The sequence below is a fragment of the Marinomonas phaeophyticola genome, from assembly GCF_026966905.1.
GTDB lineage: Bacteria > Pseudomonadota > Gammaproteobacteria > Pseudomonadales > Marinomonadaceae > Marinomonas > Marinomonas phaeophyticola.
In genome coordinates this window covers 106818-129296 of the sequence record NZ_JAPUBN010000017.1, presented here as the reverse complement: position 1 = coordinate 129296, position 22479 = coordinate 106818, and the positions used below count along the sequence as shown (strand labels likewise).

The following is a 22479-nucleotide window of genomic DNA, read 5'->3' as shown; positions in this document are numbered from 1 at the left end:
GATTAAAAAGGTGTTCATTATGATGAGTCGTATTGATTACACCTATAGGCTAAAATATCTATAATCGAAAGAAAACGGCCAAAATCATTTAAAACCCATTATTGAAAAAACCTATGCCTACTATAAAGCCTCATAAAGTTGTCATCCTTGCCTTTGATGGGATGATCGCCGTAGACCTCACAACCGCGTATGAATTATTTCAATCAGTGGAACTAGAATCTGACCGTCCTGGTTATGAAAATTATGTCTGTGCGCTCACTCCAGTGGTTAAAACACAAGGCTTTGACCTAAAGGTAAAGTGGGGAGTAGATCAATTAAAAGATGCACAGACGTTGATTATTCCAGGCTTAGTCGACCCAAGTGAGAAAATACCCGATGCCCTTTGCGCCGTGATTCATAACGCGTTTTTGTCAGGGATGAGAATTGTCTCTATCTGCACGGGTGCATTCGTTTTGGCTGCTAGTGGTGTGCTTGAAGAGATGGAAGTCACGACACATTGGAAAGCGGTCTCGTTATTTTCATCTCTTTATCCCAACATCACTCTGCTTCCCAATGTGCTGTACACAGATAATGGTCAAATATTAACGTCAGCTGGTGCCTCAGCAGGCATCGATTTGTGTTTGCATATAATTCGACGAGATTATGGCGCAGCCATTGCTGCTAATTCCGCACGCCAAGCGGTTGTGCCATTAGAACGAGCGGGTGGACAAGCTCAATATATACGCCACAAAACACCCTCTTTATCGATCAGCTTAGCCCCTTTATTACAATGGATAGAAGAAAGGTTAGATCAGACGATCACGCTCAAAAACATGGCGGACTTTGCGTCCATTAGCGTTCGCACTTTGAATCGTCGATTCCAAGAACAACTTCAAATGAGCCCATTACAATGGATCATCCAAGCGAGATTAAAACGCGCCCAATGCCTACTTGAAACCACAGACCAATCGATTGAATGCGTCGCTGAAAACGTTGGGTTCGGCTCATCAACATCACTCAGAGAACACTTCAGTAAAACCTTCGGCAACAGCCCCAAAGGGTATCGCCAGCTATTTCGTAGAAAATAAACCTTATCTGTCGGTCAAGAGGCGGGAGGGAAAAGATGTTGCATATCACTAAAATGGTAACTGCGTTAAGCGAACAAGCGTTGTAAACAGATAAAAGGAGTTTGAACCCCTTTTATCTTATCATCAATTACTGGATTCAATATTAGATACTAGATTTTCAACCTTATTATAGCCCTGTTGCATGTGCTCTGTAACGTGTTCAAGCATGTCTTCCAAACTGTCTCCTGATGCCAGGTTAACATATTTGTCATATCCGCATTTTTTGTTTATCTTCCCTGTGCGTTGTTAATTAGCTTTATTGCCTTGTATCAAAGGAAGCGCAAATCGCTAACGGCTTAATATGATTATAAAAACATCATGAAAACAGTATTAGTTGGGGATGACCCAACTTAAAGTTTATGTCCGTATTAAAATCCGTTCGACTCTTGAAGTTGGAATGCACTCTTTTGAGCATCAGCTTGAGGCGGACGTTTCGCAGATGGAACTTAATGGGCTTGTTGTCGCTCTGAACGAGAATCCAGAAGTTCACGATATCTTAGTGCAGTTACCATTACCCGTTCATTTAAATGAAAGCGAAATTATTAAAGCCATTGACCCAAGTAAAGATGTTGATGGTTTTCATTTATTGAATGTGAGGGGCTCTAACGTCAGGAAAGCCAAGGCTAGACTTTGTACTCCGCAAGGTTGCATGATGATGTTGAGGCAAACGTAAGATGATTTGACTGGGAAGTATGCGGTTGCTTTTATAAACTCGCTTAATTTCTTCTTCGTTTAAACCGCTCCCATGTCTGGAGTCAGTAACATGGCACTGCTATACTTGAGTGCCGTTCTTATCGGGTGATTAATAAAATAGGGTAATATTTGAACTGAGTATTTATCGTGCCCTGATTAATTATTTCATTTTTAAGTCATACTGAAGGACATGTTCGTAAATCTTAGTGTTGCTTCGGTTTCATTTCGTGTATCTATTCAAAGTGCGATTAGCTAGATAGAGGTTTACCGTGATTTCAAAATTGCCCCGCTGGGTAGAGTATGGTTCATTTTTGCTGGCATTAGTGGCTGGACTGGTAAATTCCATCGGCCTATTGGGATTTAAGCATCAATCCATTTCCCATTTGTCCGGTACGGCGACATTGCTTGGCACTGGTATTATTAACTCAACATTGACAGATACATTGCATTTAGCCGCGATTCTAATGAGCTTTTTAGTGGGAGCGTCTGTTTCTGGTTATTTCTTGCGTAGCGGGTCTTTGAAATTAGGTCATAATTACAGCGGCTTACTTTCTTTGGAGGCGGTGTTTCTTTTAATTGCGCTGTATTTTTTATCAACAGATTCTTTTAGCGGCCATTATTTTGCCTCGGCCGCGTGTGGCTTGCAGAATGCTTTGGCGACGACCTTTAGTGGGGCGGTTGTCAGAACGACTCATGTCACGGGGATTTTTACGGATTTAGGTATCATGTTGGGCTCGAAACTAAGAGGTGTGCCGTTTGATAATCGCAAAGCATTATTGTTTATGTTAATCATCACTGGATTTATCTGTGGTGGCGCATTTGGAGCGTATTTCTTCAGTCTCTTCCAGTTTCAGGCGTTATTTATACCCGCCGCTATATGTTTTCTATTAGCCTTTTCTTATTCCATGTACATCGCGAGATATGCTAATAAGACCAATAAAGTGGAAGTGTAGTCATTACTCTTTCCATTCTATTTGTTTGAAATCACTCATCTTCCCATCGCTGTTAAGTCGATAAGCTAGAGCAACTAATAAAGTTTGAGCCAATGTCATTGAAGAGGTGAGGGAGCGAAATCCCATTACTTCTGCTTCTTTAATATCAAAGTACACATCGGACAGTGCTGTTAATGGACTAATTTTACTGTCGGTAATCGCGATGACTTTTGCCCCTGCTTTGAATGCATAGTCACTGACATTAACGGTTTCTTTTGCATAGGGACTAAACGTGGTGGCAATAATAACATCGTTTTTACGAATGTTGCTGGCTTGCTCAACAAGCATGCCACCACCACCATCAATGAGGTGAGTGGTTTTATTTAAGTGACGTAAACTGTAGGCGAAGTAACTTGAAATGGGGTAGGCTCGACGTAAACCAATTAAATAGATATTCTGCGCATTTTCAAGCAAATCAACCGCTTTATTTAGCAACTCTTGAGAGAACTGATGATTCATTTGTCCCATAGAGAAAGCGTTTCCACTGGTAAACTCTTCTAATATATAAGACGCATCAACTTTGGTATTGGTGTTGCTTTTGCTGAGTTTGACACGCTCACTGTAACTAGACGTTTGTTCGACTAGCGACTGGCGAAATAAATTTTGCATTTCGCTAAAGCCATTGTATTCAAAGGCCGCCGCAAACCGAACCAGTGTAGAAGGTGGGACGTCACATTGCTCTGCAAGACTGGCCACGGTTTCTAGAGCGACCGTATTCGGGTGTTCCAGTAAAAAACGAGCAACTTGTTGTAAACGTTTACTTAAGCCGTTGTAGTTTCGGCTAATGGTTTGTTGTAATTGATCAAGAGAAGTAGGTGCGCCCAAAAAATGGCTCCAGATATCGTAATTTAAAGATGGCATTAACTCTGATTATTATAGCGATATTTTGTTAAAAATACTTGTATGTATCTTCCTAAAGGTAAAGAAGGCAAGACCAAAAGAGGTATTGCCTTCGAATGTAGAAACCATGTTTTTCTATGGCCTCCAAGGATGCGTTTTTTAACGCCGCTAATAATGTCGTTGATTAACGGAATTCACCGGCGTATTTTTCAACTAATTCGATGTTATCTTTAGTAATAAAGCCTGGACCTGAATTGACATTATTACTTGGGATCAAACCGTAGCGCGAGTACAGGGTTAAAAAGCTGACAGGTAAATAACCTTGTAAGTAGGGTTGTTGGTCAATGGCAAAATCAATACGACCATCTTTAATAGCCTCAGAAATTTCTCCACTTAAATCAAACGTACCAAAGTAAACATCGCTTAAGTTTCTGTTTTTCTTAATAGCACGCAATGTCGGGTGAGCAGAGGTTGGCCCCAAGGTTAGGATGGCTTGAGTATCTGGGTGCTTACGTAAATAAGCGGATACTTTTGTTTCTACGTTGGTCGGATCCGATCCTGAGTCAATCATTTGGCTACCAAGCTCTACACCTAAGCCTTTTGCAAATCCCATACAGCGCTCTACAGAAGCTGGGTTGGTAATATAATGGTTCACACAAAGGAAAGACTTAACCCCTTCTTTTTTCGCACGCTCACCGGCGCCAAGACCCGCTGCAAATTCAGGTTGACCAATATGCATTAATGCTCCTAGCGCTTTTGACTGGGCTTCAGTACCTGAGTTCATGGTAATGAATGGGATACCCTTGCGAGAAGCCTTTTCCAAAGGACCCTCTAATGTATCGAAGTCGGCTATAGACAAAACGATACCGTCGGGGTTCGTCGCTACGGCCTGTTCAACAATACGTGCCATATCGGCCAAGTCACCTGTTGGTGGATTACGGTATTCCACAGTGACATCCATATCATCGCCAGCTTGCTTAACGGCATTCTTAATGACATTCCACCATGAATCCGAATCCGGTGCATGGGAGATGAATACAAAACGTTCGCCCTCAGCGTGTGCTGTTGTGGCAACAGACATGGCGCCTAAAGTGGCTGCGCTTGCGACTAATATGGCGGTACTTTTCTTAAGAAATTTTTTCATTAAAACTATCTCCGCTTTGCTTAATTATTTTTGTTATGACTTTTTTGGATTTAGTAAACACTTCTTCTGATTCATTATTGATCAGAACGAAATCGATAATAGAATGTATGTTTCATAATTGCAAGGTTTTGGAATTTTTCATTCCAATTGAATTTTGTTTATTTAATTTATTGTTTTTTAAAGGATTTTTAAGGTTTTTATACCTTATAAAGAGATGTTTTGTTAAAAAATTAATAAAAAAATAAAAAATATTTATTTTATTTCTTGAATAAAATGAAATAAATATTCTATTATGGTTTCATTGTTGAAACGAAGAGATGTAAAGCTCTGTTACGTTAATTGGTTTGCTCTAATGTTTGTTTGTGCAAATACGTTATAAGGCTAGAAGGTAGTCTAACGTACCGCTATCGCAATATTAGGGTTCACAAAAATAAATATAATAAGTAAAGGTGAGATGTTATGACTGAACCAACTCAATTAGTTGAGAAGCCAGAGTCGGCAAGCAATGTGTCTTCAGGGGATGAGCGGGTTCGAAAAGTGCCCGCTTGGAAGCGAATGTTGCATCGACCTGAGCTTGGAGCTATGTCGGGTGCATTATTAGTATTTGTATTTTTCTTCTTAACGGCAGGGGACTCCGGTATGTTTGCCTCTGATGGCATCATGAACTGGACAACCGTTTCGGCGCAATTAGGGTTGATCGCTATCAGTGCCTGTTTATTGATGATTGCGGGTGAGTTTGATTTGTCGATTGGTTCCATGATTGGTTTCGCTGGCATGATGATGACTATCCCTGCGGTGTATTGGGGCTGGCCAATATGGTCGGCTATTATCTTTGCTTTTGCGGGGGCATTATTAATAGGTTATCTAAATGGCTATATCGTGGTGAAAACAGGCTTACCTTCTTTTATTGTCAGTCTGGCCTTTCTCTTTATTTTAAGAGGGTTAACAATTGCATTATCCATCTTATTCACTAACCGTACGATTGTTGGTGGTGTAGACAAATTTGCTGAAGGTGATTGGTTAGCGGCAGCGTTTGGCGGAACAATCGGTAAATGGTTGTTCGTATGGCTGGCGGATGTTGGCATTATAAGCAGCTATAAAGATGGTACGCCTGTTGTTGAAGGGTTACCTATGGTGGTTGTTTGGTGTTTTCTTCTTGCGGTCGTGGCGAGTTGGGTTCTCTTGCGCACATCTTATGGTAACTGGATATTTGCTACTGGGGGCGATGATAAAGCCGCACGTAATGTCGGTGTACCAGTGGATAAGGTTAAAATCTCTCTTTTCATGTTTACGGCTTTTACAGCTACTGTATACGCCGCTTGTCAGGTCTTTGAATTTGGTTCTGCGTCCGCTGATCGTGGTGTTCTAAAAGAATTTGAAGCGATTATTGCTGTGGTAATAGGTGGTGCTTTGCTTACCGGCGGTTATGGTTCTGTCATTGGTGCTTGTTTCGGTGCATTGATTTTCGGTGTAGTGCAAATGGGGATCTTCTTTACTGGTATTGACTCAGATTGGTTCCGTGTTTTCTTAGGCGCCATGTTGTTAATTGCTGTTTTGTTCAACAACTACATTCGTAAAAAGGTCACAGAAGCTCGACATTAGTCCTGCTTTTTGAATACGAATTTACTTTTTATATTAAGAATTTAGGAGAACAAAATGAGCGAATTTATTATTGAATTAAAAAATGTGAGCCGCTACTTTGGTTCAGTTATTGCCCTACAAGGTATTAATATGCAGGTGAAACTAGGAGAAGTTCACTGCCTATTAGGGGATAACGGCGCGGGTAAATCCACACTGATTAAAACCTTAGCTGGTGTACATGTTCCAAGTGAAGGTGAATACCATTTGGAAGGCAAACCAGTTGTGTTTAAATCACCTGTTCAAGCGTTAGATGCGGGTATTGCCACCGTGTATCAAGACCTTGCGCTAGTGCCTTTGATGAGTGTGACACGAAACTTTTTTATGGGGCGCGAGCTTACAAAAGGTCGAGGTCTTTTTAAACGTTTTGACCTAGAGAAAGCCAATGACATTGCCCAAGCGGGCATGGCTGAAATGGGTATTAATGTTCGTGATCCTTCTCAAGCAATCGGCACTATGTCCGGTGGTGAGAAACAATGTTTGGCCATTGCTCGAGCGATTCATTTTGGCGCTAAAGTTCTAATATTGGATGAACCCACTGCGGCGCTAGGGGTGAAACAGTCTGCGAATGTCTTAAAGGTTGTTGCTAAAGCGAAGGCTCGTGGCTTGGCCGTTATCCTGATTACCCATAATGTTCACCATGCTTATCCAATTGCAGACCGCTTTACCTTATTAAATCGTGGTCAAAGCTTAGGTTCTTTCTTGAAATCAGAAGTGAGCCGTGAAGATGTGCTGGAAATGATGGCTGGTGGTCAGGAGCTGGATGCATTAACGGCTGAACTAGAAGAGTTTAGTCGCTTAGATGCAACAGCCTAAGAATGACATACCATTGTGGCCTGATTTTAGCGCCGCTACACAGATAAATATCTTCCTTGACAGCGTAGTAGAATCTTACGAAAAAAGTACGTGGGTTGAGGTGGAGCAGTACGATGGGGAACGAGAATGAATAATAAAACATTAGATGTTATTTGCTTAGGACGCGCAGCAGTCGATTTATATTCAGAGCAGATTGGTGCACCCTTAGAAGACGTAAGCAGTTTTAAAAAATACCTAGGTGGGTCTTCTTGTAATATTGCTTTTGGTGCCGCTCGTATGGGCTTGAAATCAGCCATGTTAACGCGAGTGGGTGATGAGCACATGGGACGTTTTGTACGTAAGGAATTAGCCCGAGTCGGTGTGGATGTTTCACATGTGGTTACTGATGAGGAGCGCTTGACTGGATTGGTTCTATTGGGAATTAAAGATAAAGACACCTTTCCATTGATTTTCTATCGTGAAAATTGTGCCGATATGGCCATCCGAGAAAACGATTTTGATGAGGCTTTTATTACCTCCTCGAAAGCCTTACTTATTACGGGAACGCATTTCTCTACCGAAGGCACAGACTTAGCGGCAAGAACGGCGATTCAATATGCCAAGGCCAATAATACAAAAGTCGTCGTTGATATTGATTATCGTCCTGTTTTGTGGGGCTTAACGGGGCGAGGTGAAGGCGAAAATCGTTTTGTTTCAAATGAATCAGTAACTCAGCATCTTCTTTCTATCATGCCTTTATGTGACTTAGTAGTAGGTACAGAAGAAGAATTCCACATTGCTGGTGGCTGTGAAGATACGATTGAGTGTCTAAAGCGTATTCGTAAAGTATCAGCCGCTGAACTGGTGGTTAAGCGTGGGGCCTTAGGTTGTTCAGTGTTTAAAGAGGCGATTCCAGAAACCTTGGATGAAGGCGTTACTCGATATGGGGTAACCGTTGACGTGCTTAATGTACTGGGCGCAGGGGATGCATTTTTAAGTGGCTATTTACGTGGTTGGATTCAAGGGGAAACGACAGAAAATGCCTGTGATTACGCCAACGCCTGTGGCGCTATAGTGGTCTCTCGTCATGGTTGTGCTCCAGCAATGCCGAGCCGTGAAGAGTTGGATTATTACTTAATTCATAGAAATGAGATTCCAAGACCGGATCTTGATCCCGTTCTCAATTATCTGCATCGAGTAACGACACAGCGATTAGGGCGTCAAGAAAATACTAAAGAATGGCAGGATATGTGTATTTTAGCCTTTGACCATAGGCGCCAATTTGTGGATATGTGTCGTGAAGCAGGTGCACCATTGTCAGAAATCGCTAAAGCGAAAAACTTGATATTAGAAGCGGCTTATCAAGGTGCCGATGAATTAGGTGATCAAGTCGGAGGGACGGGGATTTTAGCCGATGGCACCTTTGCGCAAGATGTCTTGAATGATATTACCGGCAAAGATCATTGGATTGCCCGCCCAGTAGAAATGCCGAGCAGTCGTCCGTTGCGCTTTGAATTAGGCAATAATGTGGGTCAGGCAATAGCGACTTGGCCTGCTAATCATATTGTTAAATGCTTGGTTTTCTACCATCCAGATGATGAAATTTCTTTACGTAATGAGCAAGAACAAAAAGTGATGGATCTCTATCGAGCTTGTTGCACCACTGGCCATGAATTGCTTGTCGAGATTATTCCTCCAGTAGGTACCAAGATTGCGGATGATACCTTGTCCCGTTCGATCGAGCGTTTCTATAACCTAGGTATTTTCCCTGATTGGTGGAAATTGCCATCACCAAGTAAAGCCGCTTGGAAGCAGATTGGAGATCTTATTTCGATGCGCGCGCCATCTTGCCGTGGTGTGGTGTTGCTGGGACTAGATGCATCGGTTGAAGATCTCAAAGCGGGTTTTAATGCGGCCGCTGGAGAAGATATTTGTAAAGGCTTTGCGATTGGCCGGACCATTTTTTCGGAACCCACTAAAGCGTGGTTAAGAAAAGAGATTGATGACGTTGAATACATTGCTAGGGTGAAAGCGAATTATTTGGAAATGAGTAGCTTATGGCAACAGCGTCATTGTGAGAGTCAAAACGATAGCTCAGCTAAGCTGATGGAGGCATAGAGATGGAGACATTACGTTTAACCATGGCACAAGCTCTAGTCAAGCATCTGCAAATGCAATTTACCCTAGTTGACGGTGAAGAAGTGCCGTTGTTTGGTGGTGCATGGGCTATTTTTGGTCATGGTAATGTGGCTGGAATAGGAGAAGCCCTAGCCCAGGTAAAAAATGAGTTCACAACCTTTCGAGCACACAATGAACAAGGGATGGGGTTAGCGGCTTGTGCCTATGCAAAGCAACATAGGCGTCAACGTATTATGGCCTGTACCTCTTCCATTGGGCCTGGTGCTATAAATATGGTAACGGCGGCAGGGCTTGCAATGGCTAACCGTTTACCTGTGTTGTTCTTACCTGGTGATGTGTTTGCTACTCGTGCACCTGATCCAGTACTGCAGCAAGTGGAACATTTTAATGACCCAACCATGTCGGTGAATGATTGCTTTCGTCCAGTGTCGCGCTATTTTGATCGTATTAATCGTCCTGAGCAGTTGATTACTAGCTTGCCCGCGGCGATTAATACTATGCTGGATCCCATCACTTGTGGCCCCGCTACCTTGGCATTACCACAGGATGTTCAAACCATGGCGTTTGATTTTCCTGTGAGTTTCTTTACTAAAAGAGTGCATAAATTACGTCGTAATCGAACGGATCTAAATCAGTTAACAGCCGCCGTTGAAGCGATTAAACAAGCTAAAAAACCATTGATCTTACTTGGCGGTGGTGTGCATTACAGTCTGGCTGTTGCTGAAGCAAAAGCGTTTATTGAGCTCTTTCAAATTCCAGCCTGTGAGACGCAAGCCGGTAAAGGCGTGCTTTCTTGGGATCATTCATTAAATATTGGGGCTGTGGGTGTGACGGGTTCAAGTGCCGCGAATGGTGCCGCACAAGAAGCGGATTTAATCATTGCTATTGGTACCCGTCTGCAAGACTTTACCTCTGCATCACGTACCTTATTCACGAATCCAGAACATACCTTATTAAGTATCAATGTGACGCCATTTGATGCGGAAAAACACAATGCAATGCCCTTAGTAGGGGATGCAAAATCGACCTTAAAAGAGTTAGCAGGGGTATTGACTAATTCAACCGTGCCTAGCTGGAAAGCACCTTCTGTTTGGGTGAAGCAGGTACAAACCTTAAATCGACAATGGTTAGCGGCGGTAGATAATGCAATCGCGTTGCCTGAACAAGCGAGTGACGTGAATTACTTGCCGACTGATGCCAATGTGATTGGTGTGGTGAATCGCTTTGCATCGGCTAACACTACTATAGTGCAGGCCGCGGGTGGTTTACCGGGTGAGTTGCACAAGTTATGGCGGACATCATCGGATTTAGGTTATCACGTTGAATATGGCTTTTCCTGTATGGGGTACGAACTTGCGGGTGGTCTGGGGGTGAAAATGGCCACGCCAGAGCGTGATGTGATTGTAATGGTAGGGGATGGCAGCTATTTAATGCTGAACTCTGAAATTGCGACTTCGGTGATGTTGGGGTTAAAAATGACAGTGGTTGTTCTCGATAACCGTGGTTATGCCTGTATCAACCGTTTGCAACAAGCATGCGGAGGCGAGCCCTTTAATAACTTACTAGATAACTGCCATACAGTGGAAGCTGGCGCACCTAAGACGGATTTTGCCGCGCATGCAAAAGCGTTAGGAGCTGAGTCGGAGCAGGTAAATTGTTTAGCTGGTTTAGAAGCGGCTTTAGCAAGAGCCAAAGCCAGTAAACAGACTTATGTTATTGCGATGGATACCGATCCTATGCCAAGTACACAAGATGGTGGTGCTTGGTGGGATGTGGCGGTGCCAGAAGTATCGATTCGTGACGAAGTCGTGCAGGCCGAGCGTCAGTACAAGGTGTCAAAACAACAACAACCTTATTAATTTTTAGATCAGAGCTTGGAGCCATCCTATGAATGAAAATAACACTATGACACCGATCGCTAAGGTTCAAATCGGTATTAATCCATTAACTTGGACCAACGATGATTTGCCTTCTTTAGGCGCGGACACCCCACTTGAAGTATGTTTAAGTGAAGCACGTCAGGCAGGCTACAGTGGCATTGAACTGGGGAATAAATTCCCTAGAGAGGCTTCAGTATTAGGACCGATTTTACAACAACACGATATTTCACTTGTTTCTGGTTGGTATAGCGCACGTTTGCTAGAACGCAGTGTAGAAGATGAAATAGAAGCTATGCAAGATCATCTCAATTTGTTGAGAGCATTAGGTTCAAGTGTAATGGTGGTCGCCGAGGTGAGTGGTTGTATCCATGGAGATCAGTCTGCCCCTTTATCTCAACGTCCACGTATGACAGAGGCTCAATGGGTGGAATACGCCGCCCGTATGACGCAGCTAGCTGACTATATGGCAGGAGAAGGCGTAAAAATGGCGTATCACCATCACATGGGGACCGTGATTGAAACGGAAGCGGAAGTAGACAAGTTAATGGCTATGACAGGAGATAATGTCGGTTTACTACTGGATACGGGGCACATTACGTTTGCTGGCGGTGATGCGCTGGCTGTAGCGAAAAAACACGCTCAGCGAATTAAGCACGTGCATTGCAAAGACATTCGTCCAGGGGTTTTAAAAGACAACCTAAATCGTGATAGCGCTTTTTTGAATGCCGTTTTAGAGGGGGTCTATACGGTTCCTGGTGATGGCAGCATTGATTACTTGCCCATCTTTGAAGTATTGAAAACGGTAAATTATAGCGGTTGGATAGTGGTAGAAGCAGAACAGGATCCAGCCATCGCGAATCCATTAACCTACGCTAAAATGGGTTACGAGTATTTATCTTCGAACCTTACGAAAGCCGGTTTTGCGTTTTAATTTCACGTGAATACTATCCTACTATATTGAAGAGAGAATAAAATGTCAGATTTGAATAAAGTGATGGGCAATTTTGTTGATAACCAGCTTGTTGCTAGCCATTCTACTCGTACCGCAAAGGTGTTTAATCCAGCAACAGGAGAGGTGTCTTTGTCGGTATCGTTAAGTACCATTGAAGAAACACAAGCCGCAATTACGTCAGCACAAACCGCGTTTGTAACCTGGTCAAAAGTGACTCCATTAAATCGTGCTCGTGTGCTATTTAAATTTAAAGCGCTGGTTGAAGAAAATCGTCATGAGTTAGCGGAATTGATTGCTAGCGAGCATGGCAAAGTGTATTCCGATGCCATGGGCGAATTGACTCGAGGTCTTGAAGTCGTTGAGTTTGCTTGTGGTATTCCACATCTACAAAAAGGTGAGCATAGCTTAAATGTTGGTCGTGGTGTTGATAGCTATAGCCTCATGCAACCCCTTGGTGTGTGCGCAGGTATCAGCCCATTCAATTTCCCTGCTATGGTGCCCATGTGGATGTTTCCAGTATCCATTGCCTGCGGTAATACTTTCGTAATGAAACCTTCTGAAAAAGACCCAAGCACCATTATGCGTCTTGCTGAATTATTGAAAGAAGCGGGTTTACCAGATGGTGTTTTCAATGTGATTAATGGCGACAAAGAGTCAGTAGATGTCTTGTTAACCGACGAGCGAGTACAAGCGGTGAGTTTTGTTGGCTCCACACCAATAGCGCAATACATTTACGCAACCGCAAGTGCTCATGGCAAGCGAGTACAAGCACTTGGTGGTGCGAAAAATCATATGTTGGTGATGCCTGATGCTGACCCTAATCAAGTGGTTAACTCCCTGATGGGAGCGGCATACGGTTCGGCAGGTGAACGTTGCATGGCGATTTCTGTAGCCGTTTGTGTTGGAGATGAGGTGGCTGACAATTTGATTGCTAAAATTCAGAGTGAAATAACGACTATGACCGTTGGGCCAGGACTTTATAAGCAGTATGGCATTGAAAATGAACCTCATATGGGGCCGTTAGTAAGTAAAGAACACGCTCAAAAAGTACGTGACTACATTACCTCTGGTGTAGACGAAGGGGCCACTTTGGTGGTTGATGGACGTGACTTTGTCGTAAAAAATCATGAACAAGGTTACTTTGTTGGTCCAACACTTTTTGACCAAGTGAAAGCGGGCATGAGAATTTATGACGAAGAAATTTTTGGGCCTGTATTATGTGTGGTTCGAGTTGACTCTTATGAAGAAGGTTTGGCATTAATCAATCAGCACGAATACGGGAATGGTACAGCGATCTTTACCCGTGATGGTGACAGTGCACGTCAGTTTACCGAAAATGTTCAGGTGGGTATGGTTGGTGTAAATGTGCCCATTCCAGTACCAATGGCATTCCATAGTTTTGGTGGCTGGAAGCGTTCTTTATTTGGGCCTTTGCATATGCATGGACCCGATGGTGTGCGTTTTTATACGCGTATGAAAACGGTGACTGCCCGTTGGCCAACCGGTTTACGTGCTGGCCCTGAGTTCTCAATGCCCACTATGAAGTAATTGGTTACGAGGTTTTTGAACATGTCACATTTACTAAGTAAAAATGGTCTAAGTAAAAACAAACAGGCTGGACAGACTAAAGTCCAGCATGTCACACCTGAAAGTGCGAATTGGAAGTATGTTGGCTTTGAAGCACATGACTTAACGGCAGGTGAATCTATTACTATTGCGACAGGAACCGATGAGGTTTGTGCGGTGATTCTATCCGGTAAAGCCAATGCCAGTACCCAGCATGAAGCTTGGTCGGATATTGGAGATCGTATGAGTGTCTTTGAACAGAAAGCCCCATATTCTGTTTATGCGCCAGCACAGGACGAGATTCGTATCGAAGCCATTACGGATGTAGAAGTGGCGTTCTGTAAAGCACCTGGGAAGGGGGGTTGCAGCAAAACTGATTACACCAGGGCAGTGCCAATATGAAACCCGTGGTGTTACCAGTAATACACGCCATGTGTGTAATATTTTATTCGGCAATGAACCGGCCGATAGCCTATTGGTATGTGAAGTAATTACCCCAAGTGGTGGTTGGTCGAGTTATCCGCCCCATAAACATGATACCGATGCGGCCCCATCTGAAACTCAGTTGGAAGAGACCTACTATCATAAAGTAGATCCACCACAAGGGTTTGCCTTTCAACGTGTTTACACAGATGATCGCAGCCTTGATGAAACCATGGCGGTGGAAAATGGTGACCTTGTTATGGTGCCGAAAGGTTATCACCCTGTCGGTGTACCTCATGGTTATCAATCTTATTATTTAAATGTAATGGCGGGCCCAAGCCGAAACTGGATATTCCATAATGACCCTGATCATGAATGGATTATTGAGCGTGATAAAAAAGGGTAAAATTCATATATTTTAATCAAAAAAATTGCTGTTATTAAAAGCACTATTGATGATGTATCACCAAATGCCTACTCCCTCCTTTTAAAGATAAAGGGTGGGAGCCAAGTGCCAGACCTTTCCTGCTATGAGAGAGGGTTGGATGAGGACATAAGGAGAGTAGGTCAATACTGTATGCGAGAACAGTTAAAAATAACATTGAAAGGATAAATCATGCTTAATTTTGCTTTATTTGGTGCGGGTCGAATTGGAAAAATGCACGCACAAAATATTCAAGCGTTTGCTCAATCGAATCTTAAATACGTATTTGATGTATATGCACCGGCCGCGGAAGAGGTGGCTAAATCCACAGGTGCTCAAGTGGTTGCCAGTGTTGAAGAAGCCTTGTCTGATCCGGATGTGCATGCGGTATTAATCGCAACCAGTACCGACACGCATGTTGATCTGATTGTAAAAGCCGCAAAGGCAGGCAAAGCGATTCTTTGTGAAAAGCCGATTGATTTGGATACCGCGACGGTTAATGCGTGTATGGAACAGATTAAAGGTTGTAATGTGCCTATCCAAATTGGTTTTAATCGTCGTTATGATCCTAGTCATGCTGCGATTGCCAAAGCAGCTCAAGATGGCAGTATTGGTAAACTAGAACAAGTGATCATTACGAGTCGCGACCCTGGAATGGCGCCAGTGGAGTACCTAAAATCCTCAGGTGGTATCTTTCGTGACATGATTATCCATGATTTTGATATGGCGCGTTTTGTCTTGAGCGAAGAAATTGTTGAATTACAAGCTTTTGGCGGAGCCATGGTCGATGAAAAAATCACTGAAATTGGCGATGTTGACAGTGTTATGTTGATCATGAAAAGCCAATCTGGCCGCTTAATTCACATAAATGGCTCTCGTCGTGCGATTTACGGCTATGATCAGCGTGTGGAGGCGTTTGGTTCAGAAGGTATGGTGATTTCAAACAATCAGACACCGACTTCTGTTAGCCGTTTTACGAAAGCAACAACGCAAGTACAAGATCCTCTTTATAACTTCTTTATTGATCGTTATGTTGACGCTTATAACTTGCAATTAACGTCTTTCATCGAAAATGTGATTGCCAAACAGCCTGTTACACCAAGTTTTGAAGATGGGCGTCGTGCTCAAATATTGGCTGATGCGGCGCAGCAATCGCTAGAGACTGGTAAGAAAGTGACCCTCAATTGGTAAGGCTTAATTGAAACGCTTCGACGCTAGCTATCGAACAAAGGGGGTTGTTAATCAAGTCCTGAAGATCGAAGTACCCTTCAATAGTTGGATTATCCAAGTATTGAAGGGTTTTTATTTGTAATCCCGTGCTCTATAAGAGGATTAAAGTTCGACAGCAAGAGACTCATCAAACCCTAACATGATATTGAGGTTTTGGACGGCCGCGCCAGACGCTCCTTTACCTAGGTTGTCGAACTTAGCTGCCAATAAGCAAGATTTGCCATCTGCGGAACCAAATACAGACAATTCCACACGGTTGCTGTTATCGATGTTATGGGGGGTTAGGAAAGGCGCGGCATCATCGGCAATCACATTGTAGTCATTCACCGAAATAAAGGCCTCTTTTCCATACACTTCTGCCAATTTTGCATGCAGCTGTTGGGCGCTAACATCTTCGCTTAATTCAACGGGGACAAAGGTCAACATGCCTTGACGGAAATTGCCAACACTCGGAATGAAAATGGGTTTTTTCGACAGGCCAGACCACTTTTCAAGTTCAGGTAAATGTTTATGGGCAAAGTTTAATCCATAAACACCGTATACCGGTGCGTTTGGTTCTTTCTCGTAACTATCGATCAGTGCATTACCGCCTCCACTGTAACCTGAAATGGCATTGATCGCATAATTGCCATCGACTGGTAATAAGCCGGCTTCAATCAAAGGTTTCAATACAAGAATCACACCAGTAGGGTAACAACCTGGATTGGATACAAACTGAGCTTTAGCAATCTTGTCACGCTGAGACACATCTAATTCTGGCAAGCCATAAGACCAACCTTCTGCAACACGATGAACTGAGCTGGCATCTAGGATACGGCAATCCTCTTCTTTTGCTAGAATAACGCTCGCTTTCGCGGCATCATCGGGAAGGCAAAGCACTGTTACATCCGCCGCTTTCATTAGGCGACGTTTTTCCGACTCGTCGCGTTTTTTCTCTGGATCAATACTAATGATCTTAATGTGCGGATGATTAAGCAGGCGCTCTCTTACTTGAAGGCCTGTTGTGCCTGTTTCGCCATCAATGAATACGTTTTTCACGGCCTAGCTCCTTAACTTTGGGTCGTAAAACAAAGTAGGTAAACGATTTTGTTATACTACTTTGTATGATTAGATGGCCGATAGTTTAAAGCATACAGTGTCAGCTGAATAGTTGAAATCTCTGAGGGGAACCGGAATTTTTTAGACCCTAACGTGTATTTTACTAGATGGCGAATTCAGAATCGAGACCGGTAGAATAGAATCGCCCCTAGTTTTTGAGTCAAGGGGCGAGGGTTTCTGATAACTCAATGATAAATTAAGAATGGCTCATCCTAGGAAAGTAATTTAATTCACTGGCCTATTTTAACTAAAGTGTTAAGGACAATTAAACAATAGCCGCTTCTATTTTTTGTCTGTAATCATCCGGTAAAGGGACCGCGGCTTTTAATTCTTTGGAAAAACAAACATAAGTCACGTCTGCTTCTGCCACTACGTTTTGGTTTTGCGTATTAATAATGCGTTGTTTCATGGTAATACTACGGTTACCAAGCTTAGAAAAGTGTGTCTGTACGGCTAATACATCACCAAAATTTGCTTCTGATTTGAAATCAATATTAATATTCACTACCGCCCATGCGATTCCCTGTTGCATTAGCTCTGTCCCTGAACCGAAATCGTCAAAAAAAGCCCAGCGACCTTCTTCTAAAAATTCTAAATAACGAGCGTTATTTACATGTTGGAAAATATCGACATGGAAACCTCTGACTTTGATTAGAACGGAGTTGATCATTGCCTTTCCTTCTGTAATAAATTAAGTGAAAAAGGTTACGATGCTTTAGAAGAGATGCATATAACAAAAACGCTCGAGTTTACTGACATTCCTATAAAGAGAATCTATGTTTAGGGGCTTACTAGGTTTACATTCTACTTTTTATAGGCTTTTTACTGTATAAAATGAATGCTGAAAATAGTGAGGTGATTAAAAAATGCATAAACTTCCTGCCCGTGCACTTGAGTATCTTAATGCCATTGCTCGTTATAAGACCCTACGAAAAGCGGCGGCAAGGCTCAATGTTGATCCTTCTGCAGTGAGCCGGTTGCTTTCTCAATTAGAGGAAAATTTATTGATACCAATATGGGACAGGACCAATAATCGCAATCCTATTACCCCGGCGGGTGAAGAGTTGTTGCAATACTATCGTAAAATGCATGCAAGCGAACAGGCAACGTTGTCTAGGATAGATGACTTGTTAAATTTGCGTACAGGAGAAGTACGTATTGCGGTTGGAGAAGGTATTATCGGCGACCTTATCTCATCCTCCCTACAGTCCTTTTTAGAAAAACATAAAGATATCCAACTCACCGTTGAGATGGCAGGGGCTCAAGATGCCGTAAATTTATTGCAAGAAGAACATATAGATTTTGCATTAACATATGCCTCAGCTAACCACCCTAAGCTTCATTGTCATTTAGAAACGACACACCCTTTAGAGTTGATTGTGCCTCCAGGGCATGATCTTACTAACTATAAAACTCCTATTACTTTTGATTCTGTAGCGGAGTATCCGATTGCACTAATTGATAAATCAACGGGAATGGGGCGTCTAGTAACTTTAGCTGAAGAAGTAAATCACCTTAAACTGACTCCTAGGTTACGAACTAACTCTGTTGCGGCACTAAAGAACTTTGTGGTGTCAGGTCTCGGAGTCACTTTTATGCCTTTACTGACGGTATGGGAAGAGATCGAAAATAAAAAAATCATGGTTGTGAAAATGGATAATTTCATTTTTTCTCAAGCGAAAGTACGTGTATTAAGCATAGAGGGCCGAGAGCTGACGCTGGCTGCACAAGCGCTTTTGGACCATCTTTCAGAAACCATGACTTTTTTAGCGCCCAACTCACCCTACACTAGATAGAGTCTATATTGACGATTGCGCTATGGTAAAACCTGGGTGTTGACTATAATGCAACGCTTTGCCTATTGTGATGTCAACATCTCAAGTATAGCTTGGTAGGTGTTAAGAAAAAACAATTACAATATTTAATAAAAACGTTAACTCATAAAGGAAACACATCATGAACCTTGTTAATAAAATGTTTGCCACAACTCGCTTATTTAAGGCATTGGCTCTTGGAACCGTATTGTCATCAGCGTCTTTAGCTATTAATGCTCAGACGATTAACCTTAGTTACAATGGGGCTCCTGATGCTGATAAAAATGCGGTGCATTTATTTGCAGAGAATCTTAAAAAGTTAGTTTCTGAAAAAACGGGTGGTGAACTAAACCTTAAACTTTACCCAAACAGTATGTTAGGTGAAGAAGAAGAGCGTATGGAACAAGTATTAAATACTCCCAGTTTAAATGTGGCCTCGTTCGGAGGTATTTCTCCTTTATTCCCTGAGATTTTTGTAAGTGCGATCCCTTTTTTATTCGCCGACTTTGATGAAGCACGAACTTTTTTTGACGAAGGTGAGTACTGGAAAAAAGCGCAAAGTGCTTTTTACGAAAGAACCGGAGGTCATTTATTAGCCGTGGTTGAAGAAGGTGGTTTCTTAGCCTTTACTAATAATAAATTGCCGATTAAGTCCCCAAAAGATTTTGATGGTTTACGCTTCCGTGCAATGGATAAAAGTCAAGTTGCTCTTTATAACGCCTTTGGAGCATCAGGAACGCCTATTCCATGGACAGAAGTTTACCTTGCTCTAAAAACCGGAGTGGCGGATGGTCAAATGAATCCCCCAATGTACATTATTTTGGGCAGTTTGTTTGAGGTTCAAAAATATGCAACTTTAGCTAATATTCAATACTCTGATCAGTTCCTAGTAGCGAATGATGAATTATTAAAAGATTTGTCTGCGAGTGATAAAGCCGCACTTTTGGAAGCAGTTAAAGAAGCGAATGCACTTAATCGCCGTGCAGTAGAAAGCCAGGTTGAGTCACGTATTACGTATTTAGAAAACAATGGCATGGAAATATATCGCCCAACTGCAGCTGAATTAGAAGAATTCCGTCAAGTTGGACAACCTTCTTACTTCTCTTGGTTACAAGAAGAAGGTATTGGCCAGGAGTGGGTGGACCTTGCCCTAAAAGACGCCGCGTTTAAAAAATAAATAAAACGTAATCTGTTTGGCGCCCTCGGGCGCCTTTTCGGGGCTATCTATGACTCTAAATCAAATTCGTACGGCCTTGTATCGCGCCATGCTATGCATTTCTGCGTCGATACTGGCTTTAAATGTACTGCTTATTCTCTATAGTGTTTTTACTCGCTATATATTAAATCATTCTCCTATTTGGTCTGACGAGCTTTCTCGTTACGCAATTATCGCCTGTGTCATGCAAGTTATGTCCTGTGCTTACATGGATTCTCGACATATGAAAGTGTCCTTTGTCGAGCAAATTGTCAGCGCACGATTGAGAAATATGATTCAAATGTATCAATGGTTAGTGGTATTAGGGGTGTCACTATTTTTTGTGTATGTCAGTGCGCGCTATTCACTTTCAATGGGGAAATTTTCCAGTATGGGGTTAGGCATAAGTAAAACCATTCCTTTGTTAGCTATTCCCATTGGTTTTACTGCCTTGTTCTTTATGGCTCTGACTAAAGGTCCTTATTCATCACCTGAGCAAGTAAGGGGAGACTTATGTTAGCCGCTATTATTGGGACTTTTTTAGTCAATATATTATTGGGTGTACCACTATTTATCTGTTTGTTGTTAGCCGCATTGATAGGGTTTGTTTTTGTCGACTTTTCGTTGGCATACCGGATGATACCGCAGCAATTTTATGGAGGAATTAATTCTTTCGCGTTGATGGCTATCCCTCTATTTATTTTAGCGGGTAACTTGATGAATACATCAGGACTTACATCTCAGTTGATTCGACTAGCCAATTCTTTGGTAGGTCATTTACGAGGTGGTTTAGGGTACGTCAATGTTGTATCCAGTGTGTTTTTTGCCGGTGTTAATGGTTCTGCGGTAGCGGATACGTCAGCATTAGGTTCCTTACTTGTACCCGCGATGAAAAAAGAAGGCTATGCAACCAGTTATGCCGCGGGGTTGACGGCTGCCAGTTCGTTGATAGGGCCCATTATACCACCTAGTATTTTTATGATTCTATATGCGTCATTAACGAATACCTCTGTTGGCGATTTGTTTTTAGCCGGTGTGATACCTGGATTATTACTGGGCGGTGCTTTTCTTGTTATGAATTATTTATATGTGAGAAAAGTGGGCATTCAAAGTCAACATGCGCGGGCGAGTCTGAAAGGGGTGTTATCGGCATTTTGGTATTCTGCACCAGCATTAATTGCGCCTTTTATTATTGTATCCAGTATTGTGTTTGGTTTTGTTACACCGACAGAATCGGGCGCTTTAATTGTTGCTTATGCTCTTATCTTAGGGTTGCTTAATCGAACCCTTAGTGTGCGTAAACTCATTGAAGCGCTAACGGATACCGCTATTTTGACGGGAACAATTTTTGTCATTATAGCCGCCTCATCCGTGGTTAGTTGGTTGTTAGCGTATGCACAGCTGCCGGCACAATTAGTCGTTTATTTAGAGCCATTTAAAAATAATCCAACGATTGTGTTGTTGATCTTGAGTGCGATCACTTTCTTCATTGGGATGTTGATGGAAGAAGTATCTGCATTGATGTTATTAACGCCAGTATTCTTTCCTGTAGCGATCGCCTCTGGGGTAGATCCCATTCATCTTGGCGTGGTGATTACTGTGAACATTACAATTGCCCTAATTACACCGCCGATGGGGGCGTGCGTTTTCGTTGCCGCAGCTGTGAGTAAGTTGGAAATTACGGAAATGTTTAAAAGTATTTGGCCGTTTGTGTTGGTGGCAATCGTTGCGCAAATTTTTGTAATTTGTTATCCCAATTTAACGTTATTCTTACCAGGTATCTTTAAGTGATATGAAAAGCTTACATCAAGTGTTAATTCCAAAATGTGATGAGTTTTCTTGGGATAAATACAAAACAATTCCTATTGTAGAAAGTGGTGAGGCACTGATTCCACTCAGCACATCGAATCTATTAGTAACGTATCCATTTTACGCAAAGATGGGTATTGCTAATGCGATTCCAGAGTGTTTTGTTAGGGAAGGGGTGTTTGAGAAATTACATCAAGTGACCAAATTAATACCAGAAGGAAAAAAGCTGGTTGTGCTGGATGGTTGGCGCCCCTTTTCGGTACAACAGCATCTATTTGATACCTTGATCAATATTTTGAAAAAGTCTTTCCCAACTCACTCAGAGCAACATTTGCATCACAAGGCGAAAAGTTTGGTTTCGCCACCAAGCAGTGATGTAGGGGCTCCAAGCCCACATTTGACTGGGGGCTCTGTGGACGTGACCTTATGCGATGATATGGGGCGGTTTCTTGATATGGGGACCCATTTTGATGAGGCTAGCCAGTTATCTTGGACAGCCGCGTTGGAAGGCCGTTCTTTAGAGTATACTCAGGCAATAGAAAATCGCCGGATTCTCTATAATGCCATGAGTGAAGTGGGTTTTACGAATCTACCAAGTGAGTGGTGGCATTATGATTTTGGTAATCAATTGTGGGCCTATAGAACGTCTTCTCAACGGGCGCAATATGGGGTAACTCGCCCAAGAGATATAATTAAGCAGTGGGAAAGTGAAATTTTAGAAAATAAATTTATTTAGTTAAC

At 42.5% G+C, this 22479-nt stretch carries 19 protein-coding genes and 1 pseudogene; 16 read left to right on the top strand and 4 right to left on the bottom strand.

The genetic code is table 11. The features are described from left to right. Nucleotides 1-113 precede the first annotated feature (113 nt). The 3 genes from O1D97_RS11900 (at nt 114) to O1D97_RS11890 (ending at nt 2752) form a co-directional block, all read left to right on the top strand. On the top strand, nt 114-1067 hold the full coding sequence (locus O1D97_RS11900; protein WP_269125854.1) for a GlxA family transcriptional regulator: 954 nt from the start codon (nt 114-116) through the stop codon (nt 1065-1067). A 379-nt stretch (nt 1068-1446) separates the two neighbouring features. Then, complete coding sequence (locus O1D97_RS11895; protein ID WP_269125852.1) at nt 1447-1779, top strand: tetrahydrofolate dehydrogenase/cyclohydrolase catalytic domain-containing protein; 333 nt, start codon at nt 1447-1449, stop codon at nt 1777-1779. Between the two features lie 289 nt (nt 1780-2068). After that, a complete protein-coding gene (locus O1D97_RS11890; RefSeq protein WP_269125850.1) occupies nt 2069-2752 on the top strand; it encodes a YoaK family protein in 684 nt (227 codons plus the stop codon). Between the two features lie 3 nt (nt 2753-2755). On the opposite strand, the gene O1D97_RS11885 is transcribed toward O1D97_RS11890, so the two are convergent. Together O1D97_RS11885 and O1D97_RS11880 are read right to left on the bottom strand one after the other, a co-directional pair. Then, nucleotides 2756-3616, bottom strand: a complete 861-nt coding sequence (locus O1D97_RS11885; protein WP_269125848.1) for a MurR/RpiR family transcriptional regulator — start codon at nt 3614-3616, stop codon at nt 2756-2758. Between the two features lie 199 nt (nt 3617-3815). Continuing rightward, nucleotides 3816-4775: a sugar ABC transporter substrate-binding protein gene (locus tag O1D97_RS11880; protein ID WP_269125846.1), complete on the bottom strand. Its 960-nt coding sequence runs from the start codon at nt 4773-4775 to the stop codon at nt 3816-3818. A gap of 459 nt (nt 4776-5234) precedes the next feature. On the opposite strand from O1D97_RS11880, the gene O1D97_RS11875 reads away from it, so the two are divergent. The 8 genes and pseudogenes from O1D97_RS11875 to iolG all read left to right on the top strand — a co-directional run bounded on the left by O1D97_RS11875 (nt 5235) and on the right by iolG (nt 15783). Then, the gene (locus O1D97_RS11875) at nt 5235-6377 is read left to right on the top strand and encodes an ABC transporter permease (protein WP_269125844.1); all 1143 of its coding nucleotides are present in this window, start codon (nt 5235-5237) and stop codon (nt 6375-6377) included. Between the two features lie 54 nt (nt 6378-6431). Then, nucleotides 6432-7229 (top strand): ATP-binding cassette domain-containing protein, encoded by a 798-nt coding sequence (locus O1D97_RS11870; RefSeq protein ID WP_269125842.1) that lies wholly within the window; start codon nt 6432-6434, stop codon nt 7227-7229. A 126-nt stretch (nt 7230-7355) separates the two neighbouring features. Further along, a complete protein-coding gene (locus tag O1D97_RS11865; RefSeq protein WP_269125840.1) occupies nt 7356-9326 on the top strand; it encodes a bifunctional 5-dehydro-2-deoxygluconokinase/5-dehydro-2-deoxyphosphogluconate aldolase in 1971 nt (656 codons plus the stop codon). Between the two features lie 2 nt (nt 9327-9328). Continuing rightward, nucleotides 9329-11206 carry a 3D-(3,5/4)-trihydroxycyclohexane-1,2-dione acylhydrolase (decyclizing) gene (iolD, locus tag O1D97_RS11860; protein ID WP_269125838.1) on the top strand — a complete coding sequence of 626 codons (1878 nt, stop codon included), beginning with the start codon at nt 9329-9331 and terminating at the stop codon, nt 11204-11206. Nucleotides 11207-11234: 28 nt separating this feature from the next. Beyond that, on the top strand, nt 11235-12158 hold the full coding sequence (iolE, locus tag O1D97_RS11855; RefSeq protein WP_269125836.1) for a myo-inosose-2 dehydratase: 924 nt from the start codon (nt 11235-11237) through the stop codon (nt 12156-12158). A gap of 42 nt (nt 12159-12200) precedes the next feature. After that, nucleotides 12201-13727, top strand: a complete 1527-nt coding sequence (locus O1D97_RS11850) for a CoA-acylating methylmalonate-semialdehyde dehydrogenase (protein WP_330221475.1) — start codon at nt 12201-12203, stop codon at nt 13725-13727. Between the two features lie 21 nt (nt 13728-13748). Next, nucleotides 13749-14574, top strand: a pseudogene (gene iolB, locus O1D97_RS11845) (5-deoxy-glucuronate isomerase). Nucleotides 14575-14784: 210 nt separating this feature from the next. Beyond that, nucleotides 14785-15783 carry an inositol 2-dehydrogenase gene (gene iolG / locus O1D97_RS11840; RefSeq protein WP_269125834.1) on the top strand — a complete coding sequence of 333 codons (999 nt, stop codon included), beginning with the start codon at nt 14785-14787 and terminating at the stop codon, nt 15781-15783. 141 nt (nt 15784-15924) lie between these two features. On the opposite strand, the gene argC is transcribed toward iolG, so the two are convergent. After that, a complete protein-coding gene (argC, locus tag O1D97_RS11835; RefSeq protein ID WP_269125832.1) occupies nt 15925-16860 on the bottom strand; it encodes an N-acetyl-gamma-glutamyl-phosphate reductase in 936 nt (311 codons plus the stop codon). A gap of 325 nt (nt 16861-17185) precedes the next feature. Further along, on the bottom strand, nt 17186-17590 hold the full coding sequence (locus O1D97_RS11830; protein ID WP_269125830.1) for an acyl-CoA thioesterase: 405 nt from the start codon (nt 17588-17590) through the stop codon (nt 17186-17188). Between the two features lie 196 nt (nt 17591-17786). Here O1D97_RS11830 and O1D97_RS11825 point away from each other — a divergent pair, with 196 nt between their 5' ends. The 5 genes from O1D97_RS11825 (at nt 17787) to O1D97_RS11805 (ending at nt 22474) form a co-directional block, all read left to right on the top strand. Beyond that, a complete protein-coding gene (locus O1D97_RS11825; RefSeq protein WP_269125828.1) occupies nt 17787-18716 on the top strand; it encodes a LysR family transcriptional regulator in 930 nt (309 codons plus the stop codon). 160 nt (nt 18717-18876) lie between these two features. After that, the gene (dctP, locus tag O1D97_RS11820; RefSeq protein ID WP_269125826.1) at nt 18877-19911 is read left to right on the top strand and encodes a TRAP transporter substrate-binding protein DctP; all 1035 of its coding nucleotides are present in this window, start codon (nt 18877-18879) and stop codon (nt 19909-19911) included. Nucleotides 19912-19960: 49 nt separating this feature from the next. Further along, nucleotides 19961-20449: a TRAP transporter small permease gene (locus tag O1D97_RS11815; RefSeq protein ID WP_269125824.1), complete on the top strand. Its 489-nt coding sequence runs from the start codon at nt 19961-19963 to the stop codon at nt 20447-20449. After that, nucleotides 20443-21720: a TRAP transporter large permease gene (locus tag O1D97_RS11810; RefSeq protein ID WP_269125822.1), complete on the top strand. Its 1278-nt coding sequence runs from the start codon at nt 20443-20445 to the stop codon at nt 21718-21720. Before O1D97_RS11815 ends, O1D97_RS11810 begins: the two co-directional genes overlap by 7 nt. A gap of 1 nt (nt 21721) precedes the next feature. Continuing rightward, nucleotides 21722-22474, top strand: a complete 753-nt coding sequence (locus tag O1D97_RS11805; RefSeq protein ID WP_269125820.1) for a M15 family metallopeptidase — start codon at nt 21722-21724, stop codon at nt 22472-22474. The last annotated feature ends 5 nt before the right edge of the window (nt 22475-22479 follow it).

Coding starts and splice junctions, on each gene's coding strand:
- O1D97_RS11830 (WP_269125830.1), bottom strand. CDS start 17,590: ATGATCAACTCCGTTCTAATCAAAGTCAGAGGTTTCCATGTCGATATT.
- O1D97_RS11900 (WP_269125854.1), top strand. CDS start 114: ATGCCTACTATAAAGCCTCATAAAGTTGTCATCCTTGCCTTTGATGGG.
- O1D97_RS11865 (WP_269125840.1), top strand. CDS start 7,356: ATGAATAATAAAACATTAGATGTTATTTGCTTAGGACGCGCAGCAGTC.
- iolG (WP_269125834.1), top strand. CDS start 14,785: ATGCTTAATTTTGCTTTATTTGGTGCGGGTCGAATTGGAAAAATGCAC.
- dctP (WP_269125826.1), top strand. CDS start 18,877: ATGAACCTTGTTAATAAAATGTTTGCCACAACTCGCTTATTTAAGGCA.
- O1D97_RS11805 (WP_269125820.1), top strand. CDS start 21,722: ATGAAAAGCTTACATCAAGTGTTAATTCCAAAATGTGATGAGTTTTCT.
- O1D97_RS11825 (WP_269125828.1), top strand. CDS start 17,787: ATGCATAAACTTCCTGCCCGTGCACTTGAGTATCTTAATGCCATTGCT.
- O1D97_RS11880 (WP_269125846.1), bottom strand. CDS start 4,775: ATGAAAAAATTTCTTAAGAAAAGTACCGCCATATTAGTCGCAAGCGCA.
- O1D97_RS11850 (WP_330221475.1), top strand. CDS start 12,201: ATGTCAGATTTGAATAAAGTGATGGGCAATTTTGTTGATAACCAGCTT.
- iolD (WP_269125838.1), top strand. CDS start 9,329: ATGGAGACATTACGTTTAACCATGGCACAAGCTCTAGTCAAGCATCTG.
- O1D97_RS11810 (WP_269125822.1), top strand. CDS start 20,443: ATGTTAGCCGCTATTATTGGGACTTTTTTAGTCAATATATTATTGGGT.
- O1D97_RS11875 (WP_269125844.1), top strand. CDS start 5,235: ATGACTGAACCAACTCAATTAGTTGAGAAGCCAGAGTCGGCAAGCAAT.
- O1D97_RS11895 (WP_269125852.1), top strand. CDS start 1,447: ATGACCCAACTTAAAGTTTATGTCCGTATTAAAATCCGTTCGACTCTT.
- iolE (WP_269125836.1), top strand. CDS start 11,235: ATGAATGAAAATAACACTATGACACCGATCGCTAAGGTTCAAATCGGT.
- O1D97_RS11815 (WP_269125824.1), top strand. CDS start 19,961: ATGACTCTAAATCAAATTCGTACGGCCTTGTATCGCGCCATGCTATGC.
- O1D97_RS11870 (WP_269125842.1), top strand. CDS start 6,432: ATGAGCGAATTTATTATTGAATTAAAAAATGTGAGCCGCTACTTTGGT.